This window comes from Luteimonas sp. TWI382 (assembly GCF_039674545.1).
Lineage (GTDB): Bacteria > Pseudomonadota > Gammaproteobacteria > Xanthomonadales > Xanthomonadaceae > Luteimonas.
The window spans coordinates 1-16509 of sequence record NZ_JBDJNS010000041.1 but is presented as its reverse complement, the minus strand read 5'-3'; the positions used below and the strand labels follow the sequence as shown (position 1 = coordinate 16509).

Here is a 16509-nt window from a genome sequence, read left to right as displayed (position 1 = left end):
CGCATCGATCGAGGAGTAATCCTTGAACTCGCCGCCGAAACGCTCGGCGCCGATCTTCGTCAGCGCCGCCGTCAGCGTCGTCTTGCCGTGGTCGACGTGACCAATCGTGCCCACGTTCACGTGGGGCTTGGTGCGCTCGAACTTACCCTTTGCCATCGTAATAACTCCGTAATTCGTAATGCGTGGTTGGTGATTCGCGACAAGCGGGATCCGTGTTTTTTCGATGCTTAACAGCCGATTGGCTGGTCATCACGAATCCCGGATTGCGAAGCACGGCTTACTTCTTGGTGACGGTCTCGGCAATGTTCGCCGGCGCTTCCGCGTAGTGGTCGAACTCCATCGTGAAGGTCGCGCGGCCCTGCGACATCGAGCGCAGCTGCGTGGCGTAACCGAACATCTCGCCCAGCGGGATCATCGCGTTGATGATCTTGCCCGACGGGCTGTCGTCCTGGCCCTGCAGGATGCCGCGACGGCGGCTGACGTCGCCCATCACGTCGCCCAGATAATCCTCGGGGCTGACGACCTCGACCTTCATGATCGGCTCGAGCAGCACCGGACTGGCCTTGTTGAAGCCTTCCTTGAAGCCCATCGAGCCGGCGATCTTGAACGCCATTTCCGACGAGTCGACTTCATGGTAGGAGCCGTCGACCAGCCGGACCTTGACGTCCACGATCGGGTAACCGGCCATGATGCCGTTGGCCAGCACTTCCTGGATGCCCTTGTCGACCGCCGGGATGTACTCCTTGGGCACGACGCCGCCGACGATGGCGTTCTCGAACTCGTAACCGGTACCCGGTTCCTGCGGCGAGATCTCCAGCCACACGTGACCGAACTGACCCTTACCGCCCGACTGACGCACGAACTTGCCTTCGGACTTCACCGACTTGCGGATCGTCTCGCGGTAGGCCACCTGCGGCTTGCCGACGTTGGCCTCGACGTTGAACTCGCGCTTCATGCGGTCGACGATGATGTCCAGGTGCAGCTCGCCCATGCCCGAGATGATGGTCTGGCCCGACTCTTCGTCGGTGCGCACGCGGAAGGACGGATCCTCCTGCGCCAGGCGACCGAGCGCCAGGCCCATCTTCTCCTGGTCGGACTTGGTCTTGGGCTCGACGGCCATCGAGATCACCGGCTCGGGGAAGCTCATGCGCTCGAGCACGATCGGCGCATCCTGCGCGCACAGCGTGTCGCCGGTGGTGACGTCCTTCAGACCCACCGCCGCGGCGATATCGCCGGCCAGCACTTCCTTGATCTCTTCGCGATTGTTGGAGTGCATCTGCAACAGACGGCCGATGCGCTCCTTCTTGCCCTTGACCGAGTTCAGGACCTGGTCGCCCGCGTTCAATGCACCGGAGTAGACGCGGAAGAACGTCAGCGAGCCCACGAACGGGTCGGTCATGATCTTGAACGCCAGCGCCGAGAACGGAGCCTTGTCGCTCGACTCGCGCGACAGTTCCTTGGTCTCGTCGTCGACATCCACGCCCTTGACCGCCGGCACGTCGACCGGCGACGGCAGCAGCTTGATGACGCCGTCGAGCATCGCCTGGACGCCCTTGTTCTTGAACGCCGTGCCGCAGAACATCGGCACGATCTCGGTCTTGAGCGTGCGCTCGCGCAGGCCGTTGACGACCTCGTCTTCGGACAGCTCACCGCTCTCGAGGTACTTGTCCATCAGCTCTTCGCTGGCCTCGGCGGCCGACTCGATCATGAAGGCACGCGCCTCTTCGGCCTGGGCTTGCAGCTCGGCCGGGATGTCGCGGTACTCGAAGCTCAGCCCCTGGGACGCGGTGTCCCAATGGATCGCCTTCATCTTCAGCAGGTCGACCACGCCCTCAAAGCCGTCCTCGGCACCGATCGGCACCTGCATCGGCACCGGCACCGCACCCAGGCGCGACTTCAGCTGGTCGCGGACCTTGAGGAAGTTGGCGCCCGTCCGGTCCATCTTGTTGACGAACGCGATGCGCGGCACGTGGTACTTGTTGGCCTGGCGCCACACCGTCTCCGACTGCGGCTGCACGCCGCCGACCGCGCACAGCACGAACACCGCGCCGTCGAGCACGCGCAAGGAGCGCTCGACTTCGATCGTGAAGTCGACGTGCCCGGGGGTGTCGATGATGTTGAAGCGGTGCTCGGGGAAAGACTTGTCCATGCCCTTCCAGAACGCAGTGGTGGCCGCGGACTGGATCGTGATGCCGCGCTCCTGCTCCTGCTCCATCCAGTCCATGGTCGCGGCGCCGTCATGCACCTCGCCGATCTTGTGGCTCTTGCCTGTGTAGAACAGGATGCGCTCGGAGGTGGTCGTCTTGCCGGCATCGATGTGAGCCATGATGCCGAAGTTGCGGTAGCGTTCGATGGGAGTCGTGCGAGCCACGTCAGTATTCTCGTTTGGGTGGAAGGACCCGACAGAGCCCGGGCACCTTCGCGATGAAATCGCTTGAATGGACGAATGCCGCCTTGCGGCGGCTTGTCGGTCCTGCGTGCGGTCAATGACCGCCTGGAGGCACCTTGCAGGGTGCCGGCGGGCCCCGGGTTCAACCGGAGCCCGCGGATCCGCTTACCAGCGGTAGTGCGCGAACGCCTTGTTGGCGTCGGCCATGCGGTGGGTCTCTTCGCGCTTCTTGATCGCACCGCCCCGGTTCTCGGAGGCGTCGATCAGCTCGGCGGCAAGCTTGCGCGGCATGCTGTTCTCGCCACGCTTGCGCGCCGACTCGATCAGCCAGCGCATCGCCAGCGCCATGCGGCGCGACGCGCGCACTTCGACCGGCACCTGGTAGGTCGCGCCGCCGACGCGGCGGGACTTGACCTCGACGGCCGGCGAGACGTTGCCCAGCGCCTTCTCGACCAGCTCGAGCGCTTCGGGGTTCTTCTCACCGATGACGTCCATCGCACCGTAGACGATCTTCTCGGCGACCGACTTCTTGCCGCTCTTCATGACCATGTTGATGAAGCGGGCGATCGTCTCGCTGCCGTGCTTCGGGTCGGGCAGCACCGAGCGCTGCGGGGTGTTTCCTTTACGCGACATTCTCTAATCCTCAGCCCTTCGGACGCTTTGCGCCGTACTTCGAACGTGCCTGCTTGCGCTTCGCGACGCCGGCAGCGTCGAGCGAACCGCGAACGGTGTGGTAACGCACACCCGGCAGATCCTTGACGCGACCGCCGCGGATCAGCACCACCGAGTGCTCCTGCAGGTTGTGGCCTTCGCCGCCGATGTACGAGATGACCTCGTAGCCATTGGTCAGGCGGACCTTGGCGACCTTGCGCAGCGCCGAGTTCGGCTTCTTCGGGGTCGTGGTGTAGACGCGGGTGCAGACGCCACGGCGCTGCGGGCAGTTCGCCAGCGCGGGCGAATTGCTCTTGTAGGTTTCGGGGCTGCGCGACTTCCGCACCAGCTGGTTGATCGTTGCCATCAGTCTCTGGTCTGTGGATCGGGCCTGGGCCCGGTGAAAACGAAGGCAGACGGAACGCGCCGCCTGCCAGACGAAAAAGTATAGCCCGCGCTGACGCAACGCGTCAACGCAAGCTCTACTGCCGCCGGCCGCCCACAGGGTCGACCCGGCCTACAACGCGTCCCGTCCGTCCTGGACCGAATACGAGCCGCATCCTGCGCCTCATTTCGGAGTCTGGGCGGCCCCGAAGGGCCGCCAAAGGTGGGCTATCTTAGCCCGCGTTCTCGTCGCTGTCAGCCACCTGCGACACCGGGGCGTCCTCGAGCATGACCTGATCGGGCGACAGCGCCACCGGCGCCGCCGTTTCGACCACGTCCTCGGCCACCGAACCGCCCGACAGCGTGTCCATCTCGGACTCGGTCAGGCCCGACGCCGCCCGGCGGCGCTGGGTGTGGTACGCCAGGCCGGTACCGGCCGGGATCAGACGGCCGACGATCACGTTCTCCTTGAGGCCGCGCAGGCTGTCGCGCGTCCCGCGCACGGCCGCCTCGGTGAGCACGCGGGTGGTCTCCTGGAACGACGCGGCCGAGATGAACGACTCGGTCGCCAGCGACGCCTTGGTGATGCCCAGCAGGACCGGATCGAACTTGGCCGGCAGCTCGTTGCGTGCGACCAGCTTGGCGTTGTCCTCGATGACGCGCTGGCGCTCGGCCTGCTCACCGTGGAGGAAGCGGCTGTCGCCGGCATCGGTGATCTCGACCTTGCGCAGCATCTGGCGAACGATCACCTCGATGTGCTTGTCGTTGATCTTCACGCCCTGGAGCCGGTAGACGTCCTGGATTTCCTTGGTCAGGTACGACGCCAGTTCCTCGACGCCCTTCAGGCGCAGGATGTCCTGCGGACTCGGCTCGCCGTCCACCACGGTCTCGCCCTTCTCGACGTGCTCGCCTTCGAACACGATGATCTGGCGGTACTTGGGAATCAGCTCCTCGTGGTCCTCGCCGTCGGCGCCCTTGATGATCAGGCGCTGCTTGCCCTTGGTGTCCTTGCCGAAGCTGACGATGCCCGACTTCTCGGCCAGGATCGCCGGGTCCTTGGGCTTGCGGGCCTCGAACAGGTCGGCCACGCGCGGCAGACCACCGGTGATGTCGCGGGTCTTGGACGCTTCCTGCGGCACCTTGGTCACCACGTCGCCCACGCCGACGGCATCGCCGTCCTGCAGGTTGACGATCGAACGCGGCGGCAGCAGGTACTGCGCCGGCAGGTCGGTGCCCGGGATGTTGAGGTCGTTGCCGGCCTTGTCGACGATCCGCACGATCGGACGCAGGTCCTTGCCCTGCGAACCGCGGCGCTTGGGATCGGTGATCTCGCGCGACGCCAGACCGGTCAGTTCGTCGGTCTTCTCGATGACGGTGACGCCCTCGACGAAGTCCACGAAGCGGATGAAACCTGCCACTTCCGACACGATCGGGTGGTTGTGCGGATCCCAGTTGGCGACGGTCTGACCGGCCTTGATGGCATCGCCATCACGGACAGTGATCATCGCGCCGTACGGCAGCTTGTAGCGCTCGCGCTCGCGGCCGTGACCGTCGAGCACCGACAGCTCGCCCGAGCGCGAGACCGCGACCAGGTTGCCGCTCTCGTGGGTCACGAACTTGAGGTTGTTGAACTTGATCGAGCCGGTGGTCTTGACCGTCACGTTGTCGATGGCGGCCGCACGCGACGCCGCACCACCGATGTGGAACGTCCGCATCGTCAGCTGGGTGCCGGGCTCGCCGATCGACTGCGCGGCGACCACGCCCACGGCCTCGCCCTGGTTGACCAGGTGGCCACGGCCCAGATCGCGGCCGTAGCAGCTCGAGCACACGCCGAACGCGCTTTCGCAGGTGATCGTGGAGCGGACCTTGATCGACTGCACACCGGCCTCTTCCAGCCGCACGACCCACTGCTCGTCGAGCAGCGTGTTGCGCGTGACGATCGGATCCTCGTCGTTGCCCGGCAGGAACACATCTTCGGCCACGACACGACCCAGCACGCGGTCGCGCAGCGGTTCGACCACGTCGCCGCCTTCGACGATCGGGGTCATGGTCAGGCCGTCGAGCGTGCCGCAATCGACCTCCGTGATCACCACGTCCTGGGCCACGTCGACCAGGCGACGGGTCAGGTAACCGGAGTTCGCGGTCTTGAGCGCGGTGTCGGCAAGGCCCTTACGGGCACCGTGCGTGGAGTTGAAGTACTCCTGCACGTTCAGGCCTTCGCGGAAGTTCGCGATGATCGGCGTCTCGATGATCGAACCGTCCGGCTTGGCCATCAGGCCGCGCATACCGGCCAGCTGACGGATCTGCGCCTGGCTACCACGCGCACCGGAGTCGGCCATGATGTAGAGCGAGTTCATCGACTTCTGCGCGACCGTCTCGCCCTTGGCGTTGGTCACGTGGTCGGTGCCGATCGCGTCCATCATCGCCTTGGCGATGCGCTCGTTGGTGCGCGACCAGATGTCGACGACCTTGTTGTAGCGCTCGCCCGCGGTGACCAGACCCGACTGGTACTGCTGCTGGATCTCCAGCACCTCGGTCTCGGCCTCGGCCAGGATGCCCTTCTTCTCGTTGGGGATCGTCATGTCGTTGATGCCGATCGACACGCCGGCACGGGTCGCGTTGCCGAAGCCGGTGTACATCAGCTTGTCGGCGAACACGACCGTGTCCTTGAGGCCCAGGCGACGGTAGCAGGCATTGATCAGCCGGCTGATGTTCTTCTTGTTGAGCTCGACGTTGGCCAGCTCGAACGGCAGGCCGTCGGGCATGATTTCGAGCAGCAGCGCACGACCCACGGTCGTCTCGACGATCGAGGTCACCTTCTCACGCGAACCGTCCTCGCCGATCACGGTCTGGCTGATGCGGACACGGATCTTGGCGTGCAGGCCGGCGGCCTTGTTGTCGAACGCGCGACGCACTTCGGCGATGTTGGCGAACACCATGCCCTCGCCCGGGATGTTCTCCAGCGCACGGGTCATGTAGTACAGGCCGAGCACGACGTCCTGCGACGGCACGATGATCGGCTCGCCGTTGGCCGGCGAGAGGATGTTGTTGGACGCCATCATCAGCGCACGCGCTTCAAGCTGCGCCTCGAGGCTCAGCGGAACGTGCACGGCCATCTGGTCGCCGTCGAAGTCGGCGTTGAACGCGGTACACACCAGCGGGTGCAGCTGGATCGCCTTGCCCTCGATGAGCACCGGCTCGAACGCCTGGATGCCCAGGCGGTGCAGCGTCGGCGCACGGTTGAGCATGACCGGGTGCTCGCGGATGACCTCCTCGAGGATGTCCCAGACTTCCGCCTCTTCGCGCTCGACCAGCTTCTTGGCGGCCTTGATCGTCGTGGCCAGGCCACGGCGCTGCAGCTTGGCGAAGATGAAGGGCTTGAACAGCTCGAGCGCCATCTTCTTCGGCAGGCCGCACTCGTGCAGGCGCAGCGTCGGGCCGACCACGATGACCGAACGGCCCGAGTAGTCGACGCGCTTGCCCAGCAGGTTCTGGCGGAACCGGCCCTGCTTGCCCTTGATCATGTCGGCCAGCGACTTGAGCGGGCGCTTGTTGGTGCCGGTGATCGCACGGCCGCGACGGCCGTTGTCCATCAGCGCGTCGACCGACTCCTGCAGCATGCGCTTCTCGTTGCGCACGATGATGTCGGGCGCATTGAGTTCGAGCAGACGACGCAGACGGTTGTTGCGGTTGATGACGCGGCGGTACAGGTCGTTGAGATCCGAGGTCGCGAAGCGGCCACCGTCCAGCGGCACCAGCGGACGCAGGTCGGGCGGCAGCACCGGCAGCACGGTCATGATCATCCACTCGGGCCGGTTGCCCGAATCGATGAACGCCTCGACCAGCTTGATGCGCTTGGTCAGACGCTTGAGCTTGGTCTCCGAGCCGGTCGCGGCGATCTCTTCCTTGAGACGGGCCATCTCGGCCTGCAGGTCGATCGTACGCAGCAGGTCGAACACCGCCTCGGCGCCCATCGCGGCGTCGAAGTCGTCGCCGTGCTCCTGGCGCATCTGCAGGAACTGCTCTTCGTTGAGCAGCTGGCCGCGCTCGAGCGGGGTCAGGCCCGGCTCGGTGACGACGAACGCTTCGAAGTACAGGATGCGCTCGATGTCGCGCAGGGTCATGTCCAGCATCAGGCCGATGCGCGAGGGCAGCGACTTGAGGAACCAGATGTGGGCGACCGGCGAGGCCAGGTCGATGTGGCCCATGCGCTCGCGGCGCACCTTGGCCAGCGTGACCTCGGTGCCGCACTTCTCGCACACCACGCCGCGGTGCTTCATGCGCTTGTACTTGCCGCACAGGCACTCGTAGTCCTTGATCGGACCGAAGATCGCCGCGCAGAACAGGCCGTCACGCTCGGGCTTGAACGTACGGTAGTTGATCGTCTCGGGCTTCTTCACTTCGCCGAACGACCACGAACGGATCAGGTCCGGCGAGGCCAGCGCGATCTTGATCGCGTCGAAGTCCGGGATCTGGCGCTGCTGGTTGAAGAGGTTGAGCAGGTCTTTCATGTCTTTACTCCGGGAATGGGGAACCTGGGGCGGGATGGATCGATGTCGCGCGCGGCGCGCTCACATGCGCCGCGCGGCGGACGTCCTGCCTCAGTGCTCCTCCAGCTCCATGTTGATCGCCAGCGAGCGGATTTCCTTGACCAGCACGTTGAACGACTCGGGCATGCCGGCGACCATCTCGTGCTCGCCATCGACGATGTTCTTGTACATCTGGTTGCGGCCCTGCACGTCGTCGGACTTCACCGTCAGCATTTCCTGCAGGGTGTAGGCCGCGCCGTAGGCTTCCAGCGCCCAGACTTCCATCTCGCCGAAACGCTGGCCGCCGAACTGCGCCTTGCCGCCCAGCGGCTGCTGGGTGACGAGCGAGTACGGGCCGGTCGAACGGGCGTGCATCTTGTCGTCGACCAGGTGGTTGAGCTTGAGCATGTGCATGTAGCCCACGGTCACCTCGCGCTCGAACGCTTCGCCGGTGCGGCCGTCGAACAGACGGGTCTGGCCGCTGGTCGGCAGGTCCGCCAGCTCCAGCATCGCCTTGATCTCCGACTCGGCGGCGCCGTCGAACACCGGGGTCGCCATCGGCACGCCGTCGGTCAGGTTGCCAGCCAGCGTCAGCAGTTCCTCGTCGCTGAACTGCGACAGGTCGACCCGCTGCGCGGCCACCGACTTGTCGTGGTTGTAGATCTGATCGAGGAACGCACGCAGCTCGTTGACCTTGGCCTGCGCATCGAGCATCCGCTGGATCTTCTCGCCCAGCCCCTTGGCCGCCAGGCCCAGGTGCACTTCGAGAATCTGGCCGATGTTCATACGCGACGGCACGCCCAGCGGGTTGAGCACGATGTCGACGGTGTTGCCGTTGGCCATGTAAGGCATGTCCTGCACCGGCACGATGGTCGACACGACACCCTTGTTGCCGTGACGGCCGGCCATCTTGTCGCCCGGCTGGATGCGGCGCTTCACGGCCAGGTACACCTTGACCATCTTCAGCACGCCCGGGGCAAGGTCGTCGCCCTGGGTGATCTTGCCGCGCTTGTCGGCGAACCGGCGCTCGAACTCCTTCTGGTGCGCGTCGATCTGCTTTTGCGCACGCTCGATCGCGTCGGCCGCGTCCTCGTCCTTCATGCGGATCTGGAACCAGTCGGACTTCTTCAGGCCGTCGAGCACCAGCGAGGAGACCGTGTCGCCCTTCTTCAGGCCCGGACCGCCGTTGGCGACCTTGCCCTGGATCTGCGAGCGCAGACGCGCGTAGATCGCCGACTCGAGAATGCGGAACTGGTCGTCGAAGTCCTTCTTGACGCGCTTGATCTCCGATTCCTCGATCTGCTTGGCGCGCTTGTCCTTCTCGATGCCGTCGCGGGTGAAGACCTGCACGTCGATGACGGTGCCGTCCATGCCCGGGGGCACGCGCAGCGAGCTGTCCTTCACGTCGGAGGCCTTCTCGCCGAAGATCGCGCGCAGCAGCTTCTCTTCCGGGGTCAGCTGGCTCTCGCCCTTCGGCGTGACCTTGCCGACCAGGATGTCGCCGGCGCGCACTTCGGCACCGATGTACACCACGCCCGACTCGTCGAGACGGTTGAGCGCATTCTCCGACACGTTCGGGATGTCGGCGGAGATTTCCTCCGGTCCCAGCTTGGTGTCGCGGGCGACCGCGGTCAGCTCTTCGATGTGGATCGTCGTGTAGCGGTCTTCCTTGACGACACGTTCCGACAGCAGGATCGAGTCTTCGAAGTTGTAACCGTTCCACGGCATGAACGCGACCAGCATGTTCTGGCCCAGCGCGAGCTCGCCGATGTCGGTCGAGGGGCCGTCGGCCAGCACGTCGCCGCGCGCGACCACGTCACCCACGTTCACCAGCGGACGCTGGTTGATGCAGGTGTTCTGGTTGGAGCGCGTGTACTTGATCAGGTTGTAGATGTCGACGCCGGCATCGTGCTCGCCGGAGATCTCCTCTTCATTGACCTTGACCACGACGCGGCCGGCGTCGATCTGCTCGATCACGCCGCCACGGCGGGCGTTCACGGTCACGCCCGAGTCGCGCGCCACGGCGCGCTCGATGCCGGTCCCAACCAGCGGCTTTTGCGCACGCAGCGTCGGCACCGCCTGGCGCTGCATGTTGGCGCCCATCAGTGCGCGGTTGGCGTCGTCGTGCTCGAGGAACGGCACCAGCGCGGCCGCGACCGACACGGTCTGCATCGGCGAGACGTCCATGTAGTGGATCTCGGCCGGCGGCTTGAGCAGCGACTCGCCCTGGAAGCGGCAGTCGACGAACTGCTGGGTCATCACGCCCTTCTCGTCCTGCACGGCGTTGGCCTGCGCGATGACGTAGTCGTTCTCCTCGATCGCCGACAGGTACTCGATCTCGTCGGTGACGCGGCTGTCGACCACCTTGCGGTACGGGGTCTCGAGGAAGCCGTACTTGTTGGTGCGCGCGAAGGTCGCCAGCGAATTGATCAGGCCGATGTTCGGGCCTTCCGGCGTTTCGATGGTGCACACGCGACCGTAATGGGTCGGGTGCACGTCGCGCACTTCGAAGCCGGCGCGCTCGCGGGTCAGACCGCCCGGGCCCAGGGCCGAGACGCGACGCTTGTGCGTGACTTCCGACAGCGGGTTGTTCTGGTCCATGAACTGCGACAGCTGCGAGGAGCCGAAGAACTCCTTGACCGCGGCCGCGACCGGCTTGGCGTTGATCAGCTCCTGCGGGGTCAGGCCATCGGCCTCGGCCATCGTCAGGCGCTCGCGCACGGCGCGTTCGACGCGGACCAGGCCCACGCGGAACACGTTCTCGGCCATCTCGCCGACCGAACGCACGCGGCGGTTGCCCAGGTGGTCGATGTCGTCGACCACGCCGCGACCGTTGCGGATCTCGGTCAGCACGCGGATCACGTCGAGGATGTCGGACGTCTGGCCGTACTGCTCGCGCAGCTTGACCGAATCTTCGTCCTTGCGCTCGGCGAAGTAGCGCGCGTCGTAGAGCACCGGCGCGCCGGTGACTTCCTTGCGGCCCAGGCGGCGGTTGAACTTCATCCGGCCCACGCCCGACAGGTCGTAGCGCTCGAAGGTGAAGAACAGATTGTGGAAGAGGTTCTGCGCAGCATCCTTGGTCGGCGGCTCGCCGGGACGCATCATGCGGTAGATCTCGACCAGCGCGTCGAGCTGAGTCTTGGTCGAATCAATGCGCAGGGTGTTGGACAGGTACGGACCGCGGTCCAGGTCGTTGACCCAGATCGTGCCGATGGTCTCGATACCGGCCTTGCGCAGCGCCTCGAGCGTCTCGAGCGAGATCTCGTCGTTGGCGGTGGCGACCAGTTCGCCGGTCGACGGATCGATGACGTCATGCGACAGGATCTGGCCGATCAGGTAGTCGTCCGGCACCGCCAGCGCGGTGATGCCCGACGCCTGGAGCTGCTTGACGTGACGCGCGGTGATGCGCTTGCCGGCCTCGACGATGACCTTCTCGCCATCGAGCAGGTCGAAGTTCAGCGTTTCGCCGCGCAGGCGCTCGGAGACCAGCTCCAGCTGTACGCCCTCGCCCTCGGGCAGCACGTGGTAGCTGTTGATCTCGAAGAACTCGTTGAGCATCTCCTCGTTGGAGTAGCCCAGCGCGCGCAGCAGCACGCTGACCGGCAGCTTGCGGCGGCGGTCGATACGGGTGAACAGCGCGTCCTTCGGGTCGAACTCGAAGTCCAGCCACGAGCCGCGGTAGGGGATGATGCGCGCCGAGTACAGCAGCTTGCCCGAGCTGTGGGTCTTGCCGCGGTCGTGGTCGAAGAACACGCCGGGCGAGCGGTGCAGCTGCGAGACGATGACGCGCTCGGTGCCGTTGATGATGAAGGTGCCGTTGTCGGTCATGAGCGGAATCTCGCCCATGTAGACCTCCTGCTCCTTCACGTACTTGATGGCCTTGCTCGACGACTCGCGGTCGTAGATCACCAGGCGCACGGTCACGCGCAGCGGGGCGCCGTAGCTCAGGCCACGGTTGCGGCATTCACGTTCGTCGAACACCGGCTCGCCGAGCTTGTAGCCGACGTACTCCAGCGCGGCGTAGCCGTTGTAGCTGACGATCGGGAACACGGATTTGAGTGCGGCGTGCAGGCCGCGGTCCTCGCGCTTGGCGGGGTCGCGGTCGGCCTGCAGGAACTCGCGATAGGAGTCGACCTGGATGGCCAGCAGGAACGGCACCTCGAGGATCGAGCGGCGCTTGCCGAAATTCTTGCGGATGCGCTTCTTCTCGGTGAACGAGTAGTTCGACTGGAGCTGGGACGTCGTCATGGGGAGTACGCCTCGATGGATCGGTGGACCGCCTGGCGATCCGGGAACATGAGCTGCCACTGGGTAGTCGCTGGTATTGCCGGCACCAGCACGCCTTCTCCCGCTACTACCCACTGACAACTGCGTCGTTGTCTGTTCAGGCCGCCCGGTTTCCGGAACGACCAAGGGCCGGGAGCTTTCGCCCCCGGCCCCGGTGCATCGTCAGCATGTGCTGCGATGCCATGGTGCCGCTTACTTGATCTCGACGGTCGCGCCAGCGGCTTCGAGATCCTTCTTGATCTTCTCGGCTTCTTCCTTGGTCGCGCCTTCCTTGATCTCCTTCGGCGCGCCTTCGACCAGGTCCTTGGCTTCCTTCAGGCCCAGGCCGGTGATGGCGCGGACGACCTTGATCGACTCGACCTTCTTCTCGCCGGCAGCCTTCAGGATGACGGTGAACTCGGTCTGCTCTTCGGCAGCGGCGGCCGGGCCGGCAGCAGCGGCGGCAGCGGCGACCGGGGCGGCAGCGGAGACGCCGAACTTCTCTTCGATGGCCTTGACCAGCTCCATCACTTCCATCAGGGACTTCTCGGCGATGGCGTCGACGATCTGCTCAGTGGTAAGGGACATTGTGATTACCTTTGAAAAGTTTTCTGGGATTGGGTTCGTTGGACCAGCAGGTCGGGCTTACGCCGTCGCTTCGGTCGCGCTTTCGGCAGCAGCTTCGGCCGGCGCGTCCTCGCCACCGCCCTGCTTGTCGCCGACGGCCTTGACGGCGCGGGCGAACATCGCGGCGGGCTCGGAAAGCACGCGGGCCAGCATGGACAGGGCCTGCTCGAGCGTCGGCAGCGACGCCAGCACGTCGACATGGCTGGCCGGATACAGCTGGCCTTCCACGACGACCAGCTTGGGCAGCAGCTTGTCGTTGGTCTTGGCGAATTCCTTGATCAGGCGACCGGCAGCACCGGGCTCCTCGGTCGAGAACGCGTACAGCAGCGGGCCGGACAGCGAGTCCTTGGCGCATTCGTACTCGGTACCTTCGACGGCACGCGCGGCCAGGGTGTTCTTGACAACACGCAAGTACACACCGGTCTCACGAGCCTTCTTGCGCATCGCGGTCAGCTGACTGACCGAGGTGCCCAGATACTCGACGGCGATCAGGGAGTGGGCGTTCGCGGCGACCTGTGCCAGCTCGGCGACAACTTCCTGCTTCTGGGACAGATTGAGAGCCATTCATCACTCCTCGTTGTGAACTCCGCTCACGGCTCCTGCCGCTTGCGGTCCTGAGCGGCCCCCGTCCCTGGGAGGCCGGGGATGCGCGAAGCACCCCGGTGGTGGCCTTTCCTGCCTGGCTGGACGCGTGTCTGACCAGAAAACTCCAGAAAGGGCATCACCATCTACGCAGGCCCTTCGGTGCGGACACCTCGGGATTAAGCGCTCTCGATACGCAGTGGCGGCGATTCCCTGCCAATCGGTGCATCCAATGCCCGTCGCCACGTCGATCCAGACCGCGCCTGCGGTCTTTGACGGCGCCGCGTTGGACCACAGGTCCGTTGCGATGCCCTCAAAAGTGGCGTCGTCCCGCGGACGGGACGACGCGCGATATCACGAATCGATCAGCGCGCGATGGTCAGCGTGGACTGGTCGACGATCACACCCGGGCCCATCGTCGAGCTGAGCGAGATCTTCTGCAGGTACTGGCCCTTGGCGGTGGCCGGCTTGGCCTTGACCAGGTCGGCCAGCAGGGCCTGCAGGTTTTCCTTGAGCTTGTCGGCGTCGAAGTCGGCCTTGCCGATCGTGCAATGGATGATGCCGGCCTTGTCGGTGCGGTAGCGGACCTGACCGCCCTTGGCGTTCTTGACCGCCTCGCCCGGGTTCGGCGAGACCGTGCCGACCTTCGGGTTGGGCATCAGGCCGCGCGGGCCGAGCAGCGTGCCGAGCTTGCCGACCACGCGCATCGCGTCCGGCGTGGCGATCACGACGTCGTAGTTGATATCGCCGCCCTGCATCTTCTCGGCCAGGTCGTCCATGCCGACTGCGTCGGCACCGGCGGCCAGCGCCTCGTCGGCTTTGGCGCCGGCCGGGGCGAACACCGCGACGCGGACGCTCTTGCCGGTACCGGCGGGCAGCACGGTCGAGCCGCGGACCTGCTGGTCGGACTTGCGCGCATCGACGCCCAGGCGGACGGCGACGTCCACGGCCTCGGCGAACTTGGCGTTGCTGTTGTCCTTGACGATCTTCAGCGCGTCATCGATGCCGTAGCTCTTGCCCGGCTGCACCGCGGCCTGCAGCCGCTTCTGTCGCTTGGTCTGTGCCATCGTCTCAGCCCTCCACCGTCAGGCCCATCGAACGGGCCGAACCCGCGATGGTGCGCACTGCTGCATCCAGATCCGCTGCGGTCAGATCCGGCTCCTTCGCCTTGGCGATGTCCTCGAGCTGGGCGCGCGTGACCTTGCCGACCTTCTCGGTGTTGGGACGCTTGGAGCCCGAGCTCACGCCCGCCGCCTTCTTCAGCAGCACCGTGGCCGGCGTGCTCTTGGTGATGAAGGTGAACGTACGGTCGGAGTACGCGGTGATGATGACCGGGGTCGGCAGACCCGGCTCGAGCTTGGAGGTCGCTGCGTTGAACGCCTTGCAGAACTCCATGATGTTCAGGCCGCGCTGACCCAGCGCGGGACCGACCGGCGGCGAGGGGTTGGCCTGACCGGCCTTCACCTGCAGCTTGATGTAACCGACGACTTTCTTTGCCATTGTGTGCTCTCCGGGTGCGAACGCCTGGTGCTCAGGCTCCCCATCGGGCCGGGAAAATCACGTGTCCCGGCTTCACGTTGTCCATCCGCGACAAAGGCCGCCCATGCGGCGGCCCGTGCGCTTGCCCGGCTCGACCGGACAGTGAGCCGTGCACTATAGCAGGGATTTGCGTGCCCGTAAAACGGGCGACGCGGCACGGCTCAGGCCTTCTCGACCTGCCCGAACTCCAGCTCGACCGGGGTCGAGCGGCCGAAGATCAGCACCGCGACGCGCAGCCGGCTCTTCTCGTAGTTGACTTCCTCGACGACGCCGTTGAAGTCGTTGAACGGGCCGTCGATGACACGGACCATCTGGCCAGCCTCGAACAGCACCTTCGGACGCGGCTTCTCGACGCCTTCCTGGACGCGATCGAGGATCGCAGCAGCTTCCTCGTCCCGAATGGGCAGCGGGCGATCGGCGGTGCCGCCGATGAAACCCATCACCTTCGGGGTCTCCTTGACCAGGTGCCAGCTCTCGTTGTCCATGCGCGGGATACCGCCCTCGTCCGAGGTCAGGATCTGCACCAGAACATAGCCGGGGAAGAACTTGCGCTCGGAACGGCGTTTCTGGCCGGAGCGCATTTCGATCACTTCCTCGGTCGGCACCAGGACATCGCCGAAACGGTCCTGCATCTCGGTTCGCGCGATGCGATCGCGCAGCGCCTGCGCCACCGACTTCTCGAAGCCGGAATAGGCATGCACGACGTACCAGCGCTTGACGCCTTCGGTTTCCATCAGGTTCGTTACTCCGTCACTGCCGCAGGATGAGCTGGATGAGCCACTGGATGACCCGATCGAAACCGGCCAGCACCAGGCTGATGATGATCACCGCGACGATGACGATCCAGGTCAGCCGCATCGCCTCCTGGCGCGTCGGCCAGACCACCTTGCGCATCTCGAAACGGGTTTCGGAGAAGAACTCGCGGGTCTGGTGGCCCTTGCCGGTAGTCAGGAAGACCGCGGCGGCGCCGACGACACACAGGCCGACGATGATGCTGCGCACCGGCGTGGCCATTTGCGCCTGGAACCAGTAGAAGGCGAACACGCCGGCCACGACCAGCAGCGCGGCCGCGGCGTACTTGGCGAAATCCGCGGAGGATGCGCCTTTCGAATGGTCCACTCTGCTGTTCAAGTCCCGGCGACTCATCGGTTGCGACTGCTCGTTTGGCAGGCCAGGCCGCGTTGCGCCAGGGCCCGTGCGGAAAAGACTCCGCAAAAATGGCACGCCAGGAGGGACTCGAACCCCCAACCTGCGGTTTTGGAGACCGCTGCTCTGCCAATTGAGCTACTGGCGTGTGGCTGTTGAAACGCGCCGCCCAGGATACGCCTTAGACGACGAAGGCGGACCGGGTTGCCGGCCCGCCTTTGAATCGTCACCCCCGCCGAGGCGAAGGCGATCCGGCGCCGCGCGCTTGGAGCGCGCGGGCCGTCAGCTTACTTGATGATCTTGGCCACGACACCGGCGCCGACGGTCCGGCCGCCTTCGCGGATCGCGAAGCGCAGGCCTTCGTCCATCGCCACCGGGTTGATCAGCGTGACCACC

12 protein-coding genes, 1 tRNA gene and 1 pseudogene are annotated in these 16509 nt (G+C 65.4%); all 14 read right to left on the bottom strand.

Annotated elements, in window-relative coordinates; genetic code table 11:
• Nucleotides 1-156, bottom strand: a 156-nt coding sequence (locus tag ABE505_RS16790) for a GTP-binding protein (protein ID WP_258027091.1), incomplete at its 3' end; no start/stop codon positions are given.
• A gap of 121 nt (nt 157-277) precedes the next feature.
• Nucleotides 278-2371, bottom strand: coding sequence for an elongation factor G (fusA, locus tag ABE505_RS16785; protein ID WP_346445774.1), 2094 nt, complete (start codon nt 2369-2371; stop codon nt 278-280).
• Between the two features lie 183 nt (nt 2372-2554).
• Complete coding sequence (gene rpsG / locus ABE505_RS16780; protein ID WP_183427975.1) at nt 2555-3022, bottom strand: 30S ribosomal protein S7; 468 nt, start codon at nt 3020-3022, stop codon at nt 2555-2557.
• A 10-nt stretch (nt 3023-3032) separates the two neighbouring features.
• The gene (gene rpsL / locus ABE505_RS16775; RefSeq protein ID WP_346445773.1) at nt 3033-3407 is read right to left on the bottom strand and encodes a 30S ribosomal protein S12; all 375 of its coding nucleotides are present in this window, start codon (nt 3405-3407) and stop codon (nt 3033-3035) included.
• A 250-nt stretch (nt 3408-3657) separates the two neighbouring features.
• Nucleotides 3658-7935, bottom strand: a complete 4278-nt coding sequence (gene rpoC, locus ABE505_RS16770) for a DNA-directed RNA polymerase subunit beta' (protein ID WP_346445772.1) — start codon at nt 7933-7935, stop codon at nt 3658-3660.
• A 90-nt stretch (nt 7936-8025) separates the two neighbouring features.
• Complete coding sequence (rpoB, locus tag ABE505_RS16765) at nt 8026-12201, bottom strand: DNA-directed RNA polymerase subunit beta (RefSeq protein ID WP_346445771.1); 4176 nt, start codon at nt 12199-12201, stop codon at nt 8026-8028.
• A gap of 231 nt (nt 12202-12432) precedes the next feature.
• Nucleotides 12433-12807, bottom strand: coding sequence for a 50S ribosomal protein L7/L12 (rplL, locus tag ABE505_RS16760; protein ID WP_047138326.1), 375 nt, complete (start codon nt 12805-12807; stop codon nt 12433-12435).
• 57 nt (nt 12808-12864) lie between these two features.
• On the bottom strand, nt 12865-13410 hold the full coding sequence (rplJ, locus tag ABE505_RS16755) for a 50S ribosomal protein L10 (protein ID WP_183427980.1): 546 nt from the start codon (nt 13408-13410) through the stop codon (nt 12865-12867).
• Nucleotides 13411-13793: 383 nt separating this feature from the next.
• Nucleotides 13794-14495, bottom strand: a complete 702-nt coding sequence (gene rplA, locus ABE505_RS16750) for a 50S ribosomal protein L1 (protein WP_346445770.1) — start codon at nt 14493-14495, stop codon at nt 13794-13796.
• 4 nt (nt 14496-14499) lie between these two features.
• The gene (gene rplK / locus ABE505_RS16745) at nt 14500-14928 is read right to left on the bottom strand and encodes a 50S ribosomal protein L11 (RefSeq protein WP_183427982.1); all 429 of its coding nucleotides are present in this window, start codon (nt 14926-14928) and stop codon (nt 14500-14502) included.
• A gap of 200 nt (nt 14929-15128) precedes the next feature.
• Nucleotides 15129-15701, bottom strand: a complete 573-nt coding sequence (gene nusG, locus ABE505_RS16740) for a transcription termination/antitermination protein NusG (protein ID WP_346445769.1) — start codon at nt 15699-15701, stop codon at nt 15129-15131.
• Nucleotides 15702-15717: 16 nt separating this feature from the next.
• Complete coding sequence (gene secE / locus ABE505_RS16735; RefSeq protein WP_346445768.1) at nt 15718-16098, bottom strand: preprotein translocase subunit SecE; 381 nt, start codon at nt 16096-16098, stop codon at nt 15718-15720.
• A gap of 87 nt (nt 16099-16185) precedes the next feature.
• A tRNA-Trp gene (locus ABE505_RS16730) sits at nt 16186-16261 on the bottom strand.
• A gap of 139 nt (nt 16262-16400) precedes the next feature.
• A pseudogene (locus ABE505_RS16725) lies at nt 16401-16509 on the bottom strand (elongation factor Tu); the annotation flags it as partial.

Coding starts and splice junctions, on each gene's coding strand:
- rpsG (WP_183427975.1), bottom strand. CDS start 3,022: ATGTCGCGTAAAGGAAACACCCCGCAGCGCTCGGTGCTGCCCGACCCG.
- rpsL (WP_346445773.1), bottom strand. CDS start 3,407: ATGGCAACGATCAACCAGCTGGTGCGGAAGTCGCGCAGCCCCGAAACC.
- rpoC (WP_346445772.1), bottom strand. CDS start 7,935: ATGAAAGACCTGCTCAACCTCTTCAACCAGCAGCGCCAGATCCCGGAC.
- rpoB (WP_346445771.1), bottom strand. CDS start 12,201: ATGACGACGTCCCAGCTCCAGTCGAACTACTCGTTCACCGAGAAGAAG.
- rplL (WP_047138326.1), bottom strand. CDS start 12,807: ATGTCCCTTACCACTGAGCAGATCGTCGACGCCATCGCCGAGAAGTCC.
- rplJ (WP_183427980.1), bottom strand. CDS start 13,410: ATGGCTCTCAATCTGTCCCAGAAGCAGGAAGTTGTCGCCGAGCTGGCA.
- rplA (WP_346445770.1), bottom strand. CDS start 14,495: ATGGCACAGACCAAGCGACAGAAGCGGCTGCAGGCCGCGGTGCAGCCG.
- rplK (WP_183427982.1), bottom strand. CDS start 14,928: ATGGCAAAGAAAGTCGTCGGTTACATCAAGCTGCAGGTGAAGGCCGGT.
- nusG (WP_346445769.1), bottom strand. CDS start 15,701: ATGGAAACCGAAGGCGTCAAGCGCTGGTACGTCGTGCATGCCTATTCC.